This is a genomic window from Nioella sp. (assembly GCF_965215655.1).
Lineage (GTDB): Bacteria > Pseudomonadota > Alphaproteobacteria > Rhodobacterales > Rhodobacteraceae > Nioella.
The window spans coordinates 1,782,697-1,803,416 of sequence record NZ_OZ244111.1 but is presented as its reverse complement, the minus strand read 5'-3'; the positions used below and the strand labels follow the sequence as shown (position 1 = coordinate 1,803,416).

The window sequence follows — 20,720 nt, the reverse complement described above, 5'->3', positions numbered from 1 at the left end:
GGCATGTCAAGCGTCCTGACGGGCCAGATCCTCCAAACGCGCGATTTCAGCGCGCATGCCGGTCACCAGCGCCTGTGCAAAGCGGTTGAGCCGTTCGGACCCCCGGTCGGAGGCGTGACGCACGAGGTAGAAGGTTCGCGTCAGCGAGACATGATCGCGCAGGACCAGCCTCAGTTCCGGCGCGAAGGGCATGGCGAAGTCATGGGCGATGCCGATGCCGCGCCGGGTGCGCATCAGCATGAGCTGAACGGAAAAGGAGTTCGAGGCAAGGTCGACCCTCTTGGCCCCGATCGCGGACAGGTAATCCAGTTCCTGATCGAAGATCATGTCCTGAATGTAGCCGATCACCGGCCGGTCCCGGATGTCGGACAGGTTGCGGATCTCGCCTGCGATCTCCCTCGGGGCGGCAAGATGCAGGTGATAATCGGCCACTTTCTGCACCGTGAGCCGCCCGGTCTGGGGCGGGCTGACGGTGATGGCCATATCCGCCTCTCGCTTGGACAGGTTCACGACGCGGGGCAGCGCGAGGATCTGAAGCTCCAGATCGGGGTTCTGTTCGCGGATCTGCGCGCAGACCTGTGGCAGCAGGAAATTGGCCGACCCGTCCGGCGCGCCAATGCGAATGGTGCCCGACAGCCCCTCATCGGTCCCGGTCACCGCGCCCTGCCCTGCATTGAGCGCGGCCTCTGCGGCCTCCAATGGCTCCAGCATCCGCTCACCTGCCTCGGTCAGCGCGTAGCCTTGCGGGGATTTGGCGAAGAGGATGGCGCCCAGAGACGACTCCAGCCGGGCAATCCGCCTACCGACCGTCGCGGGGTCCATTCGCAATTCCTGCCCGGCCCGGCTCAGGCTTTCGGCCCGTGCCACCGCCAGAAACACCCGCAGATCGTCCCAGTTCTGTGTCATGACAGGGGTTTACCCCCATCTTGCAGAAATGCAAAATGATTTTGAGAACCTGCCCCTTTGTAACGCAGGAATGCAAGACTATGCTGCGCGCAACGCATTTGGAGATGAGGAGAGGTTCCATGGAAGAACTCGGTCACTGGATCAACGGCAAGCGCGTGGCGGGCACGTCGGGCCGCTTTGCCGATGTCTACAACCCGGCCACGGGCGAGGTGCAGGCCAAGGTGGCGCTGGCTTCCAAGGCGGAGCTGGACAGCGCTATTGCCGACGCCGCCGAGGCGCAGAAAGCCTGGGGCGCCACCAACCCGCAGCGCCGCGCGCGTGTGATGATGAAGCTCGTCAGCCTGCTGAACCGCGACATGGATAAGCTGGCCGAAGCGCTGAGCCGCGAGCATGGCAAGACCTTCCCCGACGCCAAGGGCGACGTGCAGCGTGGTCTGGAAGTGATCGAGTTTTGCATCGGCGCGCCGCAGATGCTGAAGGGTGAGTTCACCGACAGCGCCGGCCCGGGCATCGACATGTATTCCATGCGCCAGCCGCTTGGCGTGGTGGCGGGCATCACCCCGTTCAACTTCCCCGCCATGATCCCGCTGTGGAAGATGGGTCCTGCCCTGTCCTCCGGCAACGCGATGATCCTGAAGCCATCCGAGCGTGACCCCTCTGTCCCGCTGATGCTGGCGGAACTGTGCCAGGAAGCGGGCCTGCCCGATGGTGTGCTGCAAGTCGTGAACGGCGACAAGGAAGCCGTGGATGGCATCCTGGATAGCGAAGTGATCCAGGCCGTTGGCTTCGTGGGCTCCACCCCGATCGCGCAGTATATCTACGAGCGCGCCGCCGCATCCGGAAAGCGCGCGCAGTGCTTCGGTGGTGCCAAGAACCACATGATCATCATGCCCGATGCCGATCTCGATCAGGCTGCCGACGCGTTGGTCGGTGCAGGTTACGGCGCGGCGGGCGAACGCTGCATGGCGATTTCCGTGGCCGTTCCCGTTGGCGAAGAAACCGCCGACCGGCTGATCGAAAAGCTGGTGCCGCGCATCGAAAAGCTGAAGGTCGGCCCCTACACCGCTGGTGACGATGTGGATTACGGCCCCGTTGTGACCGCCGCCGCCAAGGCCAATATCGAACGTCTGGTGCAGTCCGGCGTCGATCAGGGTGCGGAACTGGTCGTGGATGGTCGTGGCTTCAGCCTGCAAGGCTATGAGGACGGGTTCTTTGTCGGCCCGCACCTCTTTGACCGCGTGACGCCCGATATGGACATCTACAAGACCGAGATCTTCGGCCCGGTCCTGTCCACGGTCCGTGCGGGCAGCTACGAAGAGGCGATCGGCCTGGCGCTGAGCCACGAATATGGCAACGGCACCGCGATCTTCACCCGTGATGGCGACACCGCGCGGGACTTCGCCAACCGGATCAATATCGGCATGGTGGGCATCAACGTTCCGATCCCGGTGCCGCTGGCCTATCACACCTTCGGCGGCTGGAAGAAGTCGGGCTTTGGCGACCTGAACCAGCACGGGCCGGACGGGTTCCGCTTCTACACGCGGACCAAAACCATCACCTCGCGCTGGCCCTCTGGAATCAAGGAAGGCGGCGAGTTCAACTTCAAGGCGATGGACTGATCCCAACCGCCCAGGAACAATCAGAAGGCCCGGTGTTTCGCCGGGCCTTTTGCTGTGTCAGCCCGAGACCTCCAACAGGAACCCGGTTGTGGTGGGCCCCACGGTGACCTGGCCTCGCCCGCCGCGCCCCAATCCTTCTGCGCCAAAGACCGCCGCGGCACTGGCCACGAGGACAAGGAACCCGCTGGCCGGATGGCGGCTGGTCATCTCAATGCTGAGGCTGCCGCTGGCGGTTTCACCCCAGCTCCAGCGCGATGACATCAAGTCCTGAATTTCAAAATTGCCCAGGTTACTGCCGATCTGGACCGTGATCCTTTGCCCCCTCAGACGCTGGATCTCGAAATTGCCCAGTTGCGAGGCGGGTGGCATCCCGATGTTGAACTGTGCCATGGGCGGCATGCCGATATTGAACCCGCTGACCTCCAGCAGGAAGCCCTCACCCTGTACCGGGCTGATGCTGGCACGCCCGCGCGGGGCGGCAGCGACCTGGATGATCGGGGAGGCGGTATCGGCCATAGCCGGAATGGAGCGAAGGATGGGAAGGCTGGCAAGGCCAGCGAGCAATGCTCTGCGCTGCATGATCAAATCTCCGGGTTTTCATAATCGAATAGAGAAATGGGAACGAACCGCTCCCGGTGGCATGATAGCTCATCTGGCCCAATCGGGACATCCGGTGCCCTGATCAGGTGAAACGGCGGCAAATTGCGACTGGATTTGCACCAATTGACTTGAGTATGATCCCGCAACCCCTTGGTTCGAAAGAGGCAACGGATGCCGGTCAGCTTCAAGATCTTTCCCGAACGCGGGCTCGTTTACGTGCGCTACACAGGCTTCGCGCGGCTGGATGAAAGCCTTGAGGTCTTCGGCCAATACGCCACCCATCCCGATTTCCGACCGGGGCAGAAGCAACTGGTGGACCTTTCGGACGTCACCGGGATAGAGACCAACTACGTCAAACTCTTTGCCCTGCAGGCGCGCAAGGCGGACGTGTTCCTTGGGCATGACGTTCAGACCCTGCTGGTCTACTACGCCCCGACCAGTGTCTCGATGGAACTGGCCGAGTCCGTTATCCGGTCCTGGGAACCGTCCGGGTCTGTCATTCCCCTGATCCAGCAAGATGAGCGCGAATCCCTGCAATTGCTGGGCCAGCCAGAGCGGAGCTTCGAGGAATTGCTGCAGACCGCCCGTTAGGTCTGCAGCCCGGATTGTCCGCAGGAAAACGCCGCGCGTGCAGGGCTTTCCCTCAGGCCCGTCACATCAGCATGGAAGGGGAGGCAGACCTTCGCAGGATTCATCGGCGATGAAGTTGTCGCCATCATCCTCCATTGGATTGCCGACCTGAATTTCACCCTCACATCCCGGCTCGAACCCGGAATCGCAGCGGAACCTGAGTTTCAGCGATGCGCCCTCGTGAATGGCATAGGCGGCAAGGGCGAAGGCCATTGCGAAAACCGCCAGCATGAACCCCCAGAAGCCAAGCGCCTGGGTGCCGCCATCGTCGTCATCGTCATCGCCGGCGGCCTGACCCGATCCGCTGATGTTTCCGACGCGGTAATCGAACGAGATATTGGGGGCCTGACCGGACAGCCTGAAATCGAGATCGACACTGTCTTCGTTCACGTCCACCACGCGCAGCGGCATCGTGCCTTCCTGCAGGAAGCGGCGCGAAAGCCGGACAATTCCCTGCGGCAGGGTCATGCGGCGAAACTCGTCCCCTTCAGCAGTCCGCAGCATGATCACGACCTCTCGACGCCGGTTGCCGGGATAGACGCGCGTCACGATCCGTCCGCGCGGACTGTCCGCGACCGCGATACCAATGGGCGAGACTCCGTTGGTCTCCTGCGCGAAAACCCGCGCCGAGAGCGGCACGCCGAGCGCGCCCATTGACGTCAGTGCGAGAGAAAGAAAGCTTCGTCTTTTCATGAGAATGCTCCTGGCTTTAGCTTGAAATTGAACCGTCTGAATGGGTTTCAGGATTGCCTGCCGAACGCGCCCTGTCAACGAAAAGACCCGCCTGAAACCAGGCGGGCCGAAACGTGCTGAAATGAGGGGGGGTGGGTTCAGCGGGTCGTCGTTCCACGACCACCGTCACCGCCGCCGCGGGTGGTGCCGAGGCCGCCTTCCGAGGCAAATCCGTCAATCTGGGCAATCAGGCCGGTACTGCGGCCGGTCACCTGATCGGCCTGAGCGGCGCCAGCAAGAAGGGCAGTGAGGCTGAGGGCAATGGCAAGGGTTTTGGTCATGGGTCCGTCCTGTCTGGTCTTTCCAAAGGGTATGCCTGTCTGTCGTCCCACCCCCGCCCCCGGTTCAGAACTTTGTTCAAAGCCCGGTCGTTTTCGCAACCAAAGGTTGCTTTAGCCGTCGCGGCCTGCAACGCTGACTGCATTCGCCAACAGGAGATTACCCATGCCCACCCTCACCCGCCGCACGACGCTCGCCGCGCTTCTGGCAACCCCGTTCGCACTGATCGCAGGCCGGTCGCAGGCCGCCACCCATTCTATCTCGATCGAAGGCTTTGCCTTTTCGCCCGCCGAACTGACGGCCGCCGTCGGAGATACGATCACCGTCACCAATAATGACGGCGCCCCCCACACGCTGACCGCCGATGACGGCAGCTTTGACACCGGTCGCCTGAACCGGGGGCAATCCGGGGAAATCACGCTGACCGCCGCCGGCAGCTTCCCGTTCAAATGCGCGTTCCACCCCAGCATGACCGGAACGATCACCGTCGCCTGACCCCGGTTCTTCTGCCGAGACCGAAAGCCCCGACCCCGCGTCGGGGCTTTTTTCTTGGCAAATGGCCGGTCTCGGGTTTTGCTGATGCAAACGGTGGAGGACATCATGGCCCAGAAAGAGCCCCCCTTTTCGCTCGGGATCGAGGAAGAGTACCTGTTGGTCGATCAGACCAGTTGCGATCTGGTCGAGGCCCCCAAGGAGTTGATGGAGGCCTGCGTCAACGAGTTGGAAGGTCAGGTCAGCCCGGAATTCCTGCAATGCCAGATCGAGATTGGCACCCGCGTCTGTGCCGATATCTCCGAGGCGCGCGAGGATCTGAAACGGCTGCGCTCCACCGTGTCCCGCGTGGCGGATGCCTACGGGCTCGCCCCGATTGCCGTCTCATGCCACCCGTTTGCCGATTGGAAGAACCAGCACCACACCGACAAGGACCGCTACAATGCCTTGGCCCGCGATCTGGGTGGCGTCGTCAACCGGATGCTCATTTGCGGGATGCATGTGCATGTGGGGCTTGGCACCGATGGCCTGCGCAATGACCTGATGGGGCAGCTATCGTATTTCCTGCCGCACCTGCTGGCGCTGTCAGCGTCTTCCCCCTTCTGGCAGGGGCGAGATACCAAACTGGCCTCCTACCGGCTGACCGTCTTCGACAACCTGCCGCGCACCGGGCTGCCACCCTCTTTCCCCTCCTTCGCCGATTACGAACGCACCGTTGATGTGCTGGTCGTTCTCGGCATCATCGAGGACAGCTCCAAGATCTGGTGGGACCTGCGCCCCTCCGCGCGCTTCCCGACGTTGGAAACCCGCATCTGCGACGTGAACCCGCGGCTGGAGGACACGCTGACGCTGGCCGCGATGATCCAGAGCCTGTCCCGCATGCTTTTCCGCCTGCGCGGCCTCAACCAGCGCTGGCGGCTTTATGATGCCTTCCTGATCGAGGAAAACCGCTGGCGCGCGCAGCGCTATGGCACGTCGGAGGGGCTCATAGACTTCGGAAAGCGGGAGATTCTGCCGATGGCCGACCTGATCGAGGACATCATTGAACTGACCACAGAGGACGCCGCCTATCTTGGCTGCACCGCCGAGCTGGAGCGCGCCCGAGACATGGTTTCACGCGGCACCTCGTCTGATCGGCAGCGCGCGGTTCTGGCCGCGTCTGAAGCCGCTGGAAAACCCCAAGACGAGGCCATGCGCGACGTGGTGCGCCACCTGATCGAGGAATTTCACGCGGATTTATGACGCCACGCATCTCCTTGCAAAACTCTTGCAAGATTTGGTAATTAAACAAGTGTTCAATTCTGGGAGGATTGCCGCCAATTGCCCTTGGGTCTCTTCGTTGTCATCTCTACCTTCGTTGTCGGAATAGGCACGGCCTATGTCGTCGTCCGGCGCAACCCCGGCTACCGGCAGGCGCTGCGGGACTGGAAGACGCTGAAAGACCCGTTCGGCCTGAAAGCATGGCGACAGTATTTCTGGTTGCGACTGCTGCCGATCGGGGCGGCGCTGGCCTGGATGATCCTCTGGGCCCTGATTATCGAAGTCCTGAGGTGGATGAACACATGAATTTCGAACTGACCGACGAACAGGTGATGATCTTCGACATGGCGAAAGCCTTTGGAGAGGAGCATATCGCCCCCTTCGCGATGGAATGGGAAGCGGCGGGCACGATCCCCAAGGACCTGTGGCCGCGGGTCGCCGAACTTGGCTTCGGCGGGCTTTACGTGTCTGAGGAGTACGGAGGATCGGGGCTGTCGCGGCTGGATGCGACGCTCGTCTTCGAGGCGCTGGCCATGTCCTGCCCCGCCGTCGGCAGCTTCCTGTCGATCCATAACATGTGCGGCGGAATGATCGACAAGTTCGGCTCGGACGAGACCAAGGCGCGCTGGCTGCCGGACCTGTGCAGCATGGAGAAGGTGTTTTCCTACTGCCTGACTGAGCCGGGATCCGGGTCGGACGCCGCTGCGCTGCGCACACGCGCGGAGCGGACGAATGAGGGCTATACGCTGAATGGCACCAAGGCCTTCATCTCGGGTGGCTCCTATTCTGACGCTTACGTGACGATGGTCCGCACCGGCGAAGATGGGCCCAAGGGCATTTCCACAGTGGTGGTCGAGGACGGGGCCGAGGGGCTTTCCTTCGGGGCGCTGGAAAAGAAAATGGGCTGGCTCGCCCAACCCACGGCGCAGGTCCAGTTTGACGATTGCAAGGTGCCTAGCGAAAACCTGATTGGTGAGGAGGGCAAAGGGTTTACCTACGCCATGGCAGGTCTCGATGGCGGGCGGCTGAACATCGCGGCAAGCGCCCTTGGCGGCGCGCAGAGGGCGCTCGACCTGACGCTGGCCTATATGGGCGAACGCAAGGCCTTCGGGCGGACCATCGACAGCTTCCAGGCGCTGCAATTCAAGCTGGCCGAGATGGAGGTCAAGCTGCAATCCGCCCGCACCTTCCTGCGCCAGGCGGCGTGGAAGCTCGACAACAAGGCCCATGACGCCACCAAGTTCTGCGCCATGGCCAAGATGTATGTGACCGATGCCAGCTTCGACGTGGCCAATACCTGCCTGCAACTGCATGGCGGCTATGGCTATCTTGCCGATTACGGGATCGAAAAGATCGTGCGCGACCTGCGGGTGCATCAGATCCTCGAAGGCACGAATGAGATCATGCGACTTATCGTTTCCCGTCAGATGCTTGCGGAGCGCGGTTAATGTCGGATATCACCTGCCGCATCGAGGGCCGAACGGGCCGGATCACGCTCAATCGCCCCAAAGCGCTGAACGCACTCACCTGGGACATGTGCCTGGAGATCGAGAAGGCGCTGATTGCCTGGGCGGATGACCCGGTGGTCAAGCTGCTGATCATCGACGGGCTGCCCTGCGAGAAAGCCTTCTGCGCGGGGGGCGATCTGGCCGAGATGTATGCGACCGGCAGCGCGGGCGATTACAGCTATGGCCGCCGCTTCTGGCAGGACGAATACCGCATGAACGCGGCCCTGTTCAATTTCCCCAAACCCGTCGTCACCTTCCTGCATGGCTTCGTCATGGGCGGCGGTGTCGGAGTCGGCTGCCACGGCTCGCACCGTATCGTCTGTGACGACAGCCGCATTGCTATGCCCGAAACCAAAGTGGGGCTGGTGCCGGATGTGGGCGGGTCCCTGATCCTCGCCCGCGCGCCGGGGCGCTTGGGCGAATATCTCGGCGTCACTTCGGCCCGGATGGGGCCGGGCGATGCGATCCATGCGGGCTTTGCCGATTATTACATCCCGCGCGTGCACTGGGCGTCACTGATCGAGACGCTTGCGGAAACCGGCGATTGGGAGGCCGTGGATCGCAGCGCCCTGCCCGCCCCGGACTCTAAGATCGCCGCGCAACAGGCTGAGATAGATGATCTTTTCGGCGGAGAAGCTCTGCGCGATATCGTCAATCTGCTGACGGCGACCGATAGCGACTTCGCCCGAAGCGCCCTGAAGGCGATGGAGGGTAATTCCCCTATTTCAATGGCTTGCGCGGTGGAGTTGATCCACCGCACCCGCATGAAAGACACAATCGAAGGCGCGCTCGACATGGAATACCGCTTTACCGCGCGCTCCATGGAGAAGGGCGATTTCCTAGAAGGCATCCGCGCCCTCATCATCGACAAGGACAACGCGCCGAACTGGCGCCATGCCGGGCCGGGCGCGGTGCCCCCCGCCGAGGTGTCCGCCATGTTCCGGCCCCTCGGGGCAGATGCCCTGACCCTCTGAAGGAGAGATATCATGAAGATCGGATTCATCGGCCTTGGCAATATGGGCAGCCCCATGGCCGCCAATCTGGTGGCGGCGGGCCACGCGGTGACGGGCTTCGACCTCGCTGCTCCTGCACCAGAGGGCGTCACCATGGCCGCCAGCGCGGCCGAGGCCGCCACGGGCCAGGACGTGGTCATCACCATGCTGCCCAATGGCGCGATCCTCAAGGCGGTAGCCGCCGATGTGATCCCGGCCATGGCCAAGGGCGCGGTGCTGCTCGATTGCTCCACCGTCGAGGTCGATGCCGCCCGCGACGTGGCAGGCCAGTGCGAGGCGGCGGGGCTTGGCTTTCTCGACGCGCCCGTGTCGGGTGGTGTCGGCGGGGCTGCGGCGGGGACGCTCACCTTCATGGTGGGCGGCAGCGACGCGGCCTTCGCCACCGCGAAACCGCTTTTCGACATCATGGGCCAGAAAGCGGTGCATTGCGGGCCCGCGGGCAATGGTCAGGCCGCCAAGATCTGCAACAACATGATCCTGGGCGTGACGATGATCGCCACCTGCGAGGCCTTCGCGCTGGCCGACAAGCTGGGGCTCGCCCGCGACAAGATGTTCGATGTTGTCAGCACCTCCTCGGGCTACAGCTGGACCATGAACGCCTATTGCCCGGCGCCGGGTGTTGGCCCGCAAAGCCCCGCAGACAATGGCTACAAGCCCGGTTTCGCGGCGGAGCTGATGCTGAAGGATCTGCGCCTATCCCAGGCCGCAGCCGAAGCAGCCGACGCAGACACGCCCATGGGCCAGGCAGCAGCGGCGCTCTATGCGCAATTCGTAGAGGCCGAGGACGGCAAGGGCATGGATTTCTCCGCCATGCTTCCCCGCTTCGAGAAACGCCACAGGGGCGAATGACTGGGATCGGATCAGGAGAGGGATGGCGCGTCACGCCGTCGGGACAGCCGTCTCCCTCCATCCGGTTCCACCCGACCCAACCGTCCGCTTCAGCGGACAGCGGGCCGACGAAGGCCCCCGCGCAAGCGGGGGTTTGAGGTGGTACGCAGCCACCGCCCGTGAGGGCAACAACACCAAAAATTGAGGAAAGTGGCGCGGTTGACGGGGCTCGAACCCGCGACCCCCGGCGTGACAGGCCGGTACTCTAACCAACTGAGCTACAACCGCGCATGGGCCTTTCGGCTGGGATCTGCATCCCTATATGGCAGCGGTGGCGCGGTTGACGGGGCTCGAACCCGCGACCCCCGGCGTGACAGGCCGGTACTCTAACCAACTGAGCTACAACCGCCCGCTGCTGCCGCCTCGGGGCGTTGATCCCCTTGGCGTGAAGCGGGTTCTATGTGCCCCGCGCCCCCCCGTCAAGCGCGGTTTTGCGCATAAATCCCTGTCGGGCGACTTTTTTCACAACCGCCCCGCGCGGGCCTATCCACGCCTCAGCGGACGGCGGGGGGCGACCGGGCTGCGGCGTTGTCTTTCGCGCATGAAAACATGGATCCCGGCCCCTGCGATCAACACGGTGCCCGCCAGCACCCAGAGGTCTGGCACCTCCCCGAAGACCAGCCAGCCCGAGGCGATGGCCAGCGGCAGGGCCGTATATTCAAAAGAGGATATCGTCGCGGCGTTGCCCATCTTGTAGGCCGCCGACAGAAGGTATCCGATCGCGCCGGACATGCAGCCAAGCAGAATGAAGAGCGGCCAATCGCCCGGTGTGGGCCAGACCCAGGCCCTGAACAGGAAGACAAGGCTTTCCGCCTCCACCCCTTCTGCAAACCGTCCATCGCCCGCCACCAGGTAGAAGCCGATGCTGACAACAAGGAACACACCCTGGATATAGACGGCCAGCGCCGAGGCTTTGGAATAGACGCCCAGTTTTCGCGTCATCACCTGCATCGCCGCATAAGCCGTGGCCGCAAGGACCGGCAGCAGAAGCGTCCAGCGCTGTGGTGCGTCTTCGCCCGCCATGCCGGGGCGGGTCATGACCAGAACACCCGCAAAGCCCACGATGATCGCCGCGATCCTGTGCACGCCGACCTTTTCGCCCAGAACCACGACCGACAGCAGCGTGATGATCAGCGGCGCGACGAAAAAGGTCGCCACCGCATCGGCCAGCGGCATCACCGCCAGCGCCGCGAAGTACAGCATGTTCGAGATCACCACGAAGAGCCCGCGCATCAGGTGCAGCCCCGGCGTCGCGGTGCGCAACTCGCGGAAACCGCCCTCAAATTGCAGGATCACCAGCGAAAAGACGATCCCGATGGCGGACCGCACAAAGACCATCTGGTGCAACGGGTAGTCCCCGCCAAGCGCCTTGATGAGGGAATCGTTCACGGTGATGAAGACCATGCCAGCCAGGATCAGGAGGATCGCAAGCGGCGGAGTCTCCTCGGTCGGGCGCGGAGGGCCGGGCATCTCGTCTGCTTTCATTGGGTCGGACGCGGGCGAGGATGAATGTCGCCGCGCTCGATCCAGCCCTACCGCGAAACCACTGCCCTGAGAACCCTCTGCGGCCTTAATCGGTTTTCGCCCAAAGCGGCCCCCGATCCGGCGCGGGAATGAACTCCGCGTCATCGCCGGGGGGCAGGTGGAACGGACCCGATTGCCAGTCGGCCTTACGCCATGCTTCCTTCGCCTCCAGGATTCTCTCCTTGCTGGAGGAGACGAAATTCCACCAGATATGGCGCGGGCCATTGAGCGTTGCGCCGCCAAGCAGTACCAGCCGCGCCCCTGCCGGTCCCGCCGTCAGCGCCAGCCGGTCACCGGGGCGAAAGACCATCATCTCGCCCGCGCCATGGCTGTCGCCTGCCAGTGTCACAGAGCCTTCGGCGACATAAACGCCCCTGTCCTCATGATCATCGGGCAAGGGCAGTTGCGCGCCCGGCTCCAGCACCGCATCGGCATAGAACATCTCGGAAGGGACCGGCACCGGCGCCGTTTCGCCATAGGCGGAGCCAAGGATCAGGCGCACCTCCTTGCCCTCGGCCTTCAGCAGCGGCAGATCGGCCTTGCCCGCGTGATGAAACTCCGGTGCACGCTCTTCCTGGTCCTCGGGCAGGGCAATCCATGTCTGGATGCCAAAGAAGGGCATGGGCAGGGTCTGGGTTTCGTCATCGGTCCGCTCGGAATGGGTGATCCCCTGCCCTGCCACCATCAGGTTGACATCCCCCGGTTCGATCCAGCCATCGGTGCCCAGGCTGTCGCGGTGATGCATCCGGCCCCGATAGAGATAGGAAATCGTCGCCAGCCCGATATGCGGGTGCGGGCGCACGTCTAGCCCCTTTGTGGGCAGCATCTCGGCCGGGCCCATCTGGTCGAAGAAGATGAACGGTCCAACCATCTGCCGCTTGGGGGCTGGCAGCGCGCGACGCACTTCAAATCCACCCAGGTCGCGGGCGCGCGGGATGATCAATGTCTCGATGGCATCGACCCCATCACCCAATGGGCAATGCGGGTCGAGGGCGGGGTTCCAGCTCATGTCCTTCGTCTCCTGAATGGGTTGCGTGGCACAAAAGCTAGGGCGAACGGACACTCAGAAAACACCGAGCACCGAACAGCACCTGTGCCCAAACGCAGAAGGACAGAAGGCGGTATACCCCGCCCTTTGGAGATCGGGCCGTTACATGAACTCCAGCTCGTCCTCTTCCATGTGGGAGCCTTCGACGCCCGGATCATCATACGTGCTGTCAAGGCTGAGGGCCGCCATGAGGTCCATAGCTTCATCGCCGGAGGTCATGCCTTCAAGGGCACCGTTTGCGATCGCATCATCATAGGCATCCAGCAGATCTTGTGACGACTCGAACCCGCCTTCAGGCGCGTCGATACGAAAGATTTCTTGTGGTATGTCCAGCGTATTCCCGTCAGCGTCGGTCCCTTGCGTTATTTCGAAGAAGATGACCGATTCCACTTGAGTGATGTTGTAGTCGGGGTCTTCTCCGAACTGGCTGTCGTAATATGCAACGTAGTTCTCGAACGTAGCTTCCTGTCCTTCAGGCAGGGCTTCCGCCGGGACAAAGACGCCGTTCTCGATTCCGCCATTCGCACCGATGTCAATGCCAAAGCCGATTTTGTCGAAGGTCGGCTCTTCTGGCTCTTCCGGCTCTTCCGGGTCATCAGAAACGGCCTTTATCGACCCATCTGCGGTGCTGGTCGATGTTGCCCGCACGCCGAAAACGTCGATCTCGTCAAGACTGGTGATATCAAGTTCAATCCGAAGCGTGTCGCCTTCGTTCAGATAGGTTTCCTTCTCATCTGCATCCGGTCCCAGGCCGGGATCGCTTAGCCGGACGGCCTCATCCCATTGAACGTTCTCGCCGTCGAGTCGGGCACCGTTCATGTTCAGAGGTCCATTCAGGGATTCGCTATCGCCCGAGAAATCGTCGTCTCCATAGTAGATGGCGTTTACATCCATCGAGCCTTCGAGAACGTCGATATCGGCGACAAAACCGCCGGTAAGGGGATCTTCATACACGGTAACCGTGTAGCTCAGCCCCTCAAGTTCGTAGGTGAATATCTTGGAGTTGACAGGCATGGGGTGTTCCTCTGGTCGTGACCAGCGACGCGGTTAACCATCCGCTTGACCGGTCGTCGAGCCCCCACCCGGCAAACCACAATTATGCCGCATTCTAAACCATGTTTCGTCACAACTTTAGAGTGAAGCTGTGCATTTCACGGGAAACAGACCGTTTCGCTTTTTCGCGGGAACACATGCCTCAGGTGACCCGATACGCATGAAAACCTCGTATGAAAGGACTCCGCAGGACGGAAATTTTCCCCGGAAATCAGACCTATGCGACTTGGTTCTGTTTGGAAAATGGTGGGTCGTGAGAGGCTCGAACTCCCGACATCTTCGGTGTAAACGAAGCGCTCTACCAACTGAGCTAACGACCCGTCGGCGGTTCTGATAGCGCGGGTCCGGAAGGGGTGCAAGCCCTAAGCGGTCAGGATTTGCGCCTTGCCGTCGCGGATGTGATGAACCACCCCCTGCCCGCCCGGAACCGAGGCCAGATCGGTGATCGGCAGCCCCAGAACGATACAGCGCAGCAGGCGCGACGTGACGCCGTGGGTGACCAGAACCGTGGGTCCGGTCAGCCCCTCAAGCACCGCCTGAACCCGCGCCGCCATCTGGCCGAGCGTCTCGCCGCCGGGGGCGCTGAATTTCCACAGATGCGGGTCGGTCGCACGGGCGATATCTGGATGGACCGCGCGCAGTTCCTCCAAGGTGCGGCCCTGCCAGCGACCGAGGTCGATTTCGGCCAGCCGCGAATCTGTTTCTATGGACAGGGGCAGCCCTGCAAGCGCGATCTCGGCAGTGCGCAGGGCCCGAGGTGCGTCAGACGAGATGACCCGAGCAGCCCCCGGCAGGCAGGATTTCAGTATCTGACCCTGTACCCGCGCCTGATCCAACCCGGTCGACGTCAGAGCCGAGTCGAGCCGACCTTGCAGGCGTTCCTCGGTGTTCCACTCGGTCTCGCCATGGCGCAGCACCCAGAGTTCGGGAAAATCTGTTCTGGCTTGTCTCATAGGCGCTTTCCGGTCGGATCAGGTCCTGTGAAAACGAAAAGGCGCCACGATGCCGGGCGCCTTTCGGAGGAAAAATGGTGGGTGATAAGAGATTTGAACTCCTGACATCTTCGATGTGAACGAAGCGCTCTACCACTGAGCTAATCACCCGCCGTGGGGCCGTCTTTTAGCGGCGCTTTCCCGACTGCGCAAGAGGCCAGATCACGGTTTTTCCGGATCGTCCTCGGGCGTTGCCGGGGTCAGTTTCTCCCCCTTGTACATGAGCTTGATGCGTGCGGTCAGCAGATCTCCGGAAGCTTTGCTGTCGCGCTTTCGCGGCATGATCTTGCCAAGCCCCGGCAGCGAAATAACCTGCCCTTCGTCGAGAGCCCGACCGATCGCGTCGCAGACCAGACCCGCGGCCTCCCGCAGTTCGGATCGCTTCAGGTCGGACTGAGCGGCGATGGCCTGCATCAGGTCCTGCATCTTGTAGGCTTTAGGCTTATCCGCGCCTGTGGTTTCGGCAGTTGCGCTGTCCGCATCCGCGGAAGAGGAGAGACTCACGATTTCTCCGGCTGACATATGGCCCCCTGTCGGCAGTTTGTTGCTTCTGTGGAAACAACCTAGCAACCGATGTGCCGCTGCGCCAGAGCCGCGTCGGGGCCTTTTTCAGCCCGCGCTGCTGGAGGCGAGCCGAATATTGCGGGTATCCCACCGGGGCCATCCCATCAGTTCGGACACGGTGGTGAAGCGATAGCCCCGCGCAATCAGACCATCCAGCGCTGCCGGCATGGCGCGCACGGTTGGGCCGATGATGTCATGGGCCAGAATCACCGCGCCCGAATGCGACCGGCTGACGATGCGGTTGGCCACGACCGAACTGCCCGGACGGCGCCAATCCTCGGGGTCGACGGACCACAGGATGGTGGGCAATTGCCGCGCTTCGTAGATCAGGTTGCGCTGACGCATGGACAGCAGCCCATAGGGCGGGCGCATGGTGACCGGCGGGCGGCCAACGGTTTCGTTGATCACGACCGTGGTACGGTCCAGTTCCCGCAGCAGCCCGTCATTGCCAAGCGAGGTCAGGCGCGGATGATTCCAGGTATGGTTGCCGATCTCGTGCCCCTCGGCCGCAATGCGCCGCGTCAATTCGGGGTAGAGCGCCACGCGGCGACCGATCAGGTAGAAGGTCGCGCGGATGTTTCGCGCGGCCAGCATGTCCAGCAGTTGCGGCGTCAGCGTTTGGTGCGGACCGTCATCGAAGGTCATGGCGACCAATGGCTGATCCGTCGGAATCCGGGTGATCGTGGTCGGACCACCCTGTGTGATCCCCTCGGGAATGGTCAGATCCATCCGGGCCTGCGCCTCTGCGCGGCCAATAAGGGCGGGGCTGGCCAATATGGCCGTCAGGCAGCCGGCAAATCTGCGACGTGTCAGTTTGGTTTTCATTATGTCACCAGGCAAGGCGGTTTAAGGCAATTTGGCTAGGCAACCCGCGAATCGGCTGCGAATCAAGTTGTGTCACAGCAATGGGGCACCGATCCGTTGCAAAAGGGTGTCACCTGCCCCACTTGTGTCGCCTTTGCGACACAGGGGGTTCTTGCATAGCAAACCGGCAATGTGATTGATTACGGTTGATAACAACCTTGGGGTAAGAACGGGCCGATGGCTCTGAAGGGGAAGACAATGAAAAAACTGATGGCTGCAACAACAGCGCTCACCTTGCTGAGTGCAACCGCAACCTATGCCGACGAGACCACGCCGACCATGCCGGTTGAGATCGTGTCTCAGGACGCGATGGATACCGGCGTCGACGGCGGCATTCTTGTTCCGATCCTTGCGATGATCCTGATGCTGATGGCTGCGTCCGGTGGCGGTGGCTACCAGATGCCAAGCTGATCGCTCTCGCTGAAGCAAATCCGGCCGACGGCCCAGATGGGCCACGGACGGCATTGCAGAAGGCGTGTGTGAAAGGCCTATATCGGACGCCAGTGCATTCAGTTCGTTCAGGTCGGCGCATGGACCGGTCTTATCCGGCTGAAAATCGAATGGGACACCAGCGGTAACGCTGGTGTCCCATTTTTTTGGTGCCGATCTCTGTCACCGTCGACGCCAAAAAACAGGAAACCCCGCCAACAGAGTATCGGCGGGGTTCTGAACTGTTGATCAGTATATCAGCCGTCAGTGGGCGGTTGCCCCTGCCCCACCACCCGCAGCGGCCTGCGCTGCGGCGGCGGCGGCTTCTTCGGCCTCTTCGTCCCAGTCAATCGCTTCGGGCGTGCGCACGAGCGCATGGGCCAGCACGTCACGCACATGCGCGACGGGGATGATCTCCAGCCCTTCCTTCACGTTGTCGGGGATCTCGGGCAGATCCTTTTCGTTGTCCACCGGGATCAGCACCGTCTTGATGCCGCCCCGCAAGGCCGCGAGCAGTTTCTCCTTGAGCCCGCCAATCGGCAGCACATTGCCGCGCAGCGTCACCTCGCCGGTCATGGCGATGTCCTTGCGGACCGGGATCTGCGTCAGGACCGAGACGATGGAGGTCACCATCGCGATCCCGGCAGACGGGCCATCCTTGGGCGTCGCGCCTTCCGGCACATGGACGTGGATGTCGATCTTGTCGAACTTCGGCGGCTTCACCCCGATATCGGGACTGATGGACCGCACGAAGGAACTGGCCGCGTCGATGGATTCCTTCATCACATCGCCCAGTTTTCCTGTGGTCTTCATCCGGCCCTTGCCCGGCAGGCGCAGCGCCTCGATGGACAGAAGGTCGCCACCGACAGAGGTCCAGGCCAGACCCGTCACCACGCCGATCTGATCGTCCTTTTCCGCCAGCCCGAACTTGAACCGCTTCACGCCGAGGAAATCCTCCAGATTTTCCGGCGTCACGCGGACCGTTTCCACCTCTTTCTTGAGGATCTTGGTCAGCGCCTTGCGGCAGATCTTGGCGATCTCGCGTTCGAGGTTCCGCACCCCGGCCTCACGCGTGTAATAGCGGATGATGTCGGTCAGCCCATCCTCGGTCAGCTCAAACTCCTTGGCCTTCAGGCCATGGTTCTTGGTCTGCTTGGGCAGCAGGTGGCGCTTGGCGATCTCGGATTTTTCGTCCTCGGTATAGCCCGCCAGCGGGATTATCTCCATCCGGTCCAGAAGCGGGCCGGGCATGTTGTAGCTGTTCGACGTGGTCAGGAACATGACGTTCGACAGGTCGTATTCCACTTCGAGATAGTGGTCCACGAAGGTCGAGTTCTGTTCCGGGTCCAGCACCTCAAGCATGGCGGAGGCCGGGTCGCCCCGGAAATCCTGGCCCATCTTGTCGATCTCATCGAGCAGGATCAGCGGGTTCGTGGTCTTCGCCTTTTTCAGCGCCTGGATGATCTTGCCGGGCATGGAGCCGATATAGGTCCGGCGGTGGCCACGAATTTCGCTTTCATCGCGCACGCCGCCAAGCGAGATGCGGATAAACTCGCGCCCCGTCGCCTTGGCAACCGATTTGCCAAGCGAGGTCTTGCCGACACCCGGAGGGCCGACAAGGCACATGATCGGGCCTTTCAACTGCTTTGACCGTTGCTGCACGGCCAGATATTCGACGATGCGTTCCTTGACCTTTTCAAGCCCGTAATGATCGGCATCCAGCACATCCTGTGCGCGGCCCAGGTCCTTCTTGACGCGGGATTTCACGCCCCACGGAATGGCCAGCATCCAGTCGAGATAGTTGCGCACGACAGTCGCCTCGGCGCTCATCGGGCTCATGTTCTTGAGCTTCTTGATCTCGGCATCGGCCTTTTCGCGGGCTTCCTTGGACAGCTTGGTATTGGCCACCCGCTCTTCCAGTTCCGCAACCTCGTTTGCGCCTTCTTCACCATCGCCAAGTTCGCGCTGAATGGCCTTCATCTGCTCATTCAGGTAATATTCGCGCTGCGTCCGCTCCATCTGGGATTTCACGCGCGTCTTGATCTTCTTCTCGACCTTCAGGACGCTCATTTCGCCCTGCATCAGCCCATAGACCTTTTCCAGCCGGTCCGAGACGGACAGCGTTTCCAGAAGATCCTGCTTCTGCGCCACTTCGATGCCCAGATGACCGGCGACCAGATCGGCCAGCTTGGCCGGATCCGTGGTTTCGGAAACCGAGGTCAGCGCCTCTTCGGGGATGTTCTTCTTGACCTTGGCATAACGCTCGAACTCTTCCGCGACGGGGCCAAGCATCGCCTGAATGGCGGCGGCATCCCCTTCGTCTTCGGCGAGGTCCTCTGCCGTCGCCTCGAAAAACTCGGGGTTGTCGAGGAATCCGGTGATGGTCACGCGGTTGCGGCCTTCGACCAGCACTTTCACGGTGCCGTCGGGCAGCTTCAGCAGTTGCAGCACATTGGCCAGCACGCCTGTACGGTAGATGCCGTCGGTGTCGGGGTCGTCCTCTGCCGGGTCGATCTGGCTCGACAGCAGGATCTGGCGGTCTTCCTGCATCACCTCTTCCAGCGCGCGCACCGATTTCTCGCGCCCGACAAAAAGCGGCACGATCATATGCGGGAACACGACAACGTCGCGCAGCGGCAGGACAGGATAGGTGGTGTTTTGCTCGGGCATGGTGCCTTCCTTGTTCTTGGCAAGAGGACGCTGGCCCCGTCATGCGGCAGCCCTCGGCCCTCTCCGGGTGGGACACTTGAAAGTGGGGGCATGGCCCACCGATTTCAAGCGATCCCCCGCCTTTTCGGGTCGCCCACAGTCTGCACCCCGGCGCGGGAAGGGGCAAGGCGCGATCTTGCGAAAAGGTGAACGAAAACGGGACCGAACCTGCCGGGCAAGATTGATATGAGTCAATGCGTCCGTGCCGTGGAGGCTTAGCCTGACCTTGAAGCAGTGCACCTGGAGGTCAGCCATGAAGGAACTTGCCGTCTCGATCTGTCTTGCCCTTTGCATGAACGCCACCGCAGCTCTGGCTCATGGTGGCGGAAAGCCCGGCGAGGAGCCTGCCGGTGTGGTGCCCGTTCCTGCACCGCCTGCACCCGCTCCGCAGCCGGTCCCGGCGCCTCCCGAAACGGGTCAAAAACCGGGTGAACCCCCTGGCCCACAACCTGCGCCTGTTCCCGCCCCGCTGCCGACACCCGTGCCTTCTCCAGCCCCGCAGCCTATTCCAGCCCCGCAGGGTCAGAAGCCCGATGAACAGCCCCCCATTACCGAAGCAACGCCACCCCCGGTTCCTGCGCCGGCTCCCACTCCGGCGCCCGCACCAGCCCCACTTCCGTCTCCAATGCCGGCCCCTGCGCCCACGCCTGAACCAACCCCGGCTCCAACCCCCACACCGGCACCTGCGCCTGCGCCCACGCCTGAACCAGAGCAAGAGCCAGCACCTGCGCCAACACCGGCCCCAACGCCGGAACCGGAACCGGCCCCAGTTAATGAATCCCTCCCGGAACCCGAAGTCGAACCGGCTGCAACGGCCCCAACAGCGGGCAGCATCTACATTCCCCTCGCAACGCCAATCGACCCTCCGAGCGGCGCGGGCTGCCCTGATCCTGACCTCGCAGAAGACCCCAGAAACTGGAGCGGGCCACGGCTGGAAGACCTCGTTGAATTCAATCGAACCCTCGAAGGGGGCACGCCCCTTTCTCAATGTGGGTTGGACCTGCCCGGAGTTTTCCAGGCGGAACCCACCTATTCCATGCAGCTAACAGACATGGAGGCCTACACGTTCTCGATCTTTGTGCACGCCTATTGTGATGCAACCCTTCTGATCCGGGATGCCAGTGGACAATGGCTCTTCTCCGACAACGTACCCGGAACGCTGGAGCCGCATGTGGAAATGACGCGTGGCATCGAAGGCCGGGTGGATTTCTGGGCAGGCAGCGCCAGCGGCGATAGCTGTCGCCAGTATTTCCGCCTGCTCACGATGACCGGTCCCGGCGAGGCAACGGAAGAAGAGATCGCCGATATGGTCGAAGGCGATTGGACAATGGTTATCGGCGGCTTCCGGACCGATCTGAGCTTCTCACGCTCTGCCGAAGGGCACTGGAGCGGGCTGGTCCATCTGATGGGAGAGGATACGGCGCTGGACAATATCATTGTCGACGGTGCCACTGGTCGCGTCCAGTTCACCTCCACCGCAGATGGCGCCCTGTGCTATGGCCTGCTGAGCGGCGACTACCTTGACGGAGGCTGCGTGGACCCGGAGCACGCGGATCTGTTTGTCTTCGAAGCTTACCGCTGATCTCGGGGGCTGAGACGGTTCGGGCCGG

21 protein-coding genes and 4 tRNA genes are annotated in these 20,720 nt (G+C 62.3%); 10 read left to right on the top strand and 15 right to left on the bottom strand.

Going from position 1 to position 20,720, the window contains the following annotated elements:
• Positions 1-6: 6 nt before the first annotated feature.
• The gene (locus ACOOEX_RS09165; RefSeq protein WP_420398110.1) at positions 7-906 is read right to left on the bottom strand and encodes a LysR family transcriptional regulator; all 900 of its coding nucleotides are present in this window, start codon (positions 904-906) and stop codon (positions 7-9) included.
• A 119-nt stretch (positions 907-1,025) separates the two neighbouring features.
• Here ACOOEX_RS09165 and ACOOEX_RS09160 point away from each other — a divergent pair, with 119 nt between their 5' ends.
• Positions 1,026-2,525 carry a CoA-acylating methylmalonate-semialdehyde dehydrogenase gene (locus ACOOEX_RS09160; RefSeq protein WP_071689831.1) on the top strand — a complete coding sequence of 500 codons (1,500 nt, stop codon included), beginning with the start codon at positions 1,026-1,028 and terminating at the stop codon, positions 2,523-2,525.
• Between the two features lie 57 nt (positions 2,526-2,582).
• Here ACOOEX_RS09160 and ACOOEX_RS09155 read toward each other — a convergent pair whose 3' ends face one another.
• Positions 2,583-3,104, bottom strand: a complete 522-nt coding sequence (locus ACOOEX_RS09155) for a hypothetical protein (RefSeq protein ID WP_420398109.1) — start codon at positions 3,102-3,104, stop codon at positions 2,583-2,585.
• 192 nt (positions 3,105-3,296) lie between these two features.
• Between ACOOEX_RS09155 and ACOOEX_RS09150 the strand changes: the two genes are divergently transcribed.
• Positions 3,297-3,716, top strand: coding sequence for a hypothetical protein (locus tag ACOOEX_RS09150; RefSeq protein WP_420398108.1), 420 nt, complete (start codon positions 3,297-3,299; stop codon positions 3,714-3,716).
• A gap of 66 nt (positions 3,717-3,782) precedes the next feature.
• On the opposite strand, the gene ACOOEX_RS09145 is transcribed toward ACOOEX_RS09150, so the two are convergent.
• Both ACOOEX_RS09145 and ACOOEX_RS09140 read right to left on the bottom strand, forming a co-directional pair.
• Positions 3,783-4,448 (bottom strand): hypothetical protein, encoded by a 666-nt coding sequence (locus tag ACOOEX_RS09145; protein WP_420398107.1) that lies wholly within the window; start codon positions 4,446-4,448, stop codon positions 3,783-3,785.
• Between the two features lie 137 nt (positions 4,449-4,585).
• Entirely contained in the window at positions 4,586-4,768 is a 183-nt protein-coding gene (locus tag ACOOEX_RS09140) for a hypothetical protein (protein WP_420398106.1), read from the bottom strand.
• Between the two features lie 163 nt (positions 4,769-4,931).
• Between ACOOEX_RS09140 and ACOOEX_RS09135 the strand changes: the two genes are divergently transcribed.
• The 6 genes from ACOOEX_RS09135 to mmsB all read left to right on the top strand — a co-directional run bounded on the left by ACOOEX_RS09135 (position 4,932) and on the right by mmsB (position 9,888).
• Positions 4,932-5,261 (top strand): cupredoxin domain-containing protein, encoded by a 330-nt coding sequence (locus ACOOEX_RS09135; RefSeq protein ID WP_420398105.1) that lies wholly within the window; start codon positions 4,932-4,934, stop codon positions 5,259-5,261.
• A gap of 105 nt (positions 5,262-5,366) precedes the next feature.
• Positions 5,367-6,500 (top strand): carboxylate-amine ligase, encoded by a 1,134-nt coding sequence (locus ACOOEX_RS09130; RefSeq protein ID WP_420398104.1) that lies wholly within the window; start codon positions 5,367-5,369, stop codon positions 6,498-6,500.
• Between the two features lie 84 nt (positions 6,501-6,584).
• Entirely contained in the window at positions 6,585-6,824 is a 240-nt protein-coding gene (locus ACOOEX_RS09125; protein WP_420398103.1) for a hypothetical protein, read from the top strand.
• Positions 6,821-7,966, top strand: coding sequence for an acyl-CoA dehydrogenase family protein (locus tag ACOOEX_RS09120; protein WP_420398102.1), 1,146 nt, complete (start codon positions 6,821-6,823; stop codon positions 7,964-7,966). The genes ACOOEX_RS09125 and ACOOEX_RS09120 overlap by 4 nt, the downstream gene beginning before the upstream one ends.
• Complete coding sequence (locus ACOOEX_RS09115) at positions 7,966-9,000, top strand: enoyl-CoA hydratase/isomerase family protein (RefSeq protein ID WP_420398101.1); 1,035 nt, start codon at positions 7,966-7,968, stop codon at positions 8,998-9,000. Before ACOOEX_RS09120 ends, ACOOEX_RS09115 begins: the two co-directional genes overlap by 1 nt.
• A 12-nt stretch (positions 9,001-9,012) precedes the next feature.
• Positions 9,013-9,888, top strand: coding sequence for a 3-hydroxyisobutyrate dehydrogenase (gene mmsB, locus ACOOEX_RS09110; protein ID WP_420398100.1), 876 nt, complete (start codon positions 9,013-9,015; stop codon positions 9,886-9,888).
• 190 nt (positions 9,889-10,078) lie between these two features.
• On the opposite strand, the gene ACOOEX_RS09105 is transcribed toward mmsB, so the two are convergent.
• The 10 genes from ACOOEX_RS09105 to ACOOEX_RS09060 all read right to left on the bottom strand — a co-directional run bounded on the left by ACOOEX_RS09105 (position 10,079) and on the right by ACOOEX_RS09060 (position 15,933).
• Positions 10,079-10,155 (bottom strand) — tRNA-Asp (locus ACOOEX_RS09105).
• Positions 10,156-10,199: 44 nt separating this feature from the next.
• Positions 10,200-10,276 (bottom strand) — tRNA-Asp (locus tag ACOOEX_RS09100).
• A gap of 134 nt (positions 10,277-10,410) precedes the next feature.
• Entirely contained in the window at positions 10,411-11,397 is a 987-nt protein-coding gene (locus tag ACOOEX_RS09095; RefSeq protein ID WP_420398099.1) for a DMT family transporter, read from the bottom strand.
• Positions 11,398-11,497: 100 nt separating this feature from the next.
• Complete coding sequence (locus tag ACOOEX_RS09090; protein WP_420398098.1) at positions 11,498-12,460, bottom strand: pirin family protein; 963 nt, start codon at positions 12,458-12,460, stop codon at positions 11,498-11,500.
• 141 nt (positions 12,461-12,601) lie between these two features.
• Entirely contained in the window at positions 12,602-13,513 is a 912-nt protein-coding gene (locus tag ACOOEX_RS09085; protein WP_420398097.1) for a hypothetical protein, read from the bottom strand.
• 283 nt (positions 13,514-13,796) lie between these two features.
• Positions 13,797-13,872 (bottom strand) — tRNA-Val (locus ACOOEX_RS09080).
• Between the two features lie 42 nt (positions 13,873-13,914).
• Positions 13,915-14,505, bottom strand: coding sequence for a histidine phosphatase family protein (locus tag ACOOEX_RS09075; protein ID WP_420398096.1), 591 nt, complete (start codon positions 14,503-14,505; stop codon positions 13,915-13,917).
• Positions 14,506-14,580: 75 nt separating this feature from the next.
• Positions 14,581-14,655, bottom strand: a tRNA-Val gene (locus ACOOEX_RS09070).
• Between the two features lie 51 nt (positions 14,656-14,706).
• A complete protein-coding gene (locus ACOOEX_RS09065; protein WP_420398095.1) occupies positions 14,707-15,066 on the bottom strand; it encodes an HU family DNA-binding protein in 360 nt (119 codons plus the stop codon).
• Positions 15,067-15,153: 87 nt separating this feature from the next.
• On the bottom strand, positions 15,154-15,933 hold the full coding sequence (locus ACOOEX_RS09060; protein ID WP_420398094.1) for a polysaccharide deacetylase family protein: 780 nt from the start codon (positions 15,931-15,933) through the stop codon (positions 15,154-15,156).
• A gap of 237 nt (positions 15,934-16,170) precedes the next feature.
• Between ACOOEX_RS09060 and ACOOEX_RS09055 the strand changes: the two genes are divergently transcribed.
• Positions 16,171-16,383 carry a hypothetical protein gene (locus ACOOEX_RS09055; RefSeq protein ID WP_306044820.1) on the top strand — a complete coding sequence of 71 codons (213 nt, stop codon included), beginning with the start codon at positions 16,171-16,173 and terminating at the stop codon, positions 16,381-16,383.
• Positions 16,384-16,665: 282 nt separating this feature from the next.
• On the opposite strand, the gene lon is transcribed toward ACOOEX_RS09055, so the two are convergent.
• Entirely contained in the window at positions 16,666-19,071 is a 2,406-nt protein-coding gene (lon, locus tag ACOOEX_RS09050) for an endopeptidase La (RefSeq protein WP_420398093.1), read from the bottom strand.
• Positions 19,072-20,146: 1,075 nt separating this feature from the next.
• Here lon and ACOOEX_RS09045 point away from each other — a divergent pair.
• Positions 20,147-20,692 (top strand): hypothetical protein, encoded by a 546-nt coding sequence (locus tag ACOOEX_RS09045; RefSeq protein WP_420398092.1) that lies wholly within the window; start codon positions 20,147-20,149, stop codon positions 20,690-20,692.
• Positions 20,693-20,720 lie beyond the last annotated feature (28 nt).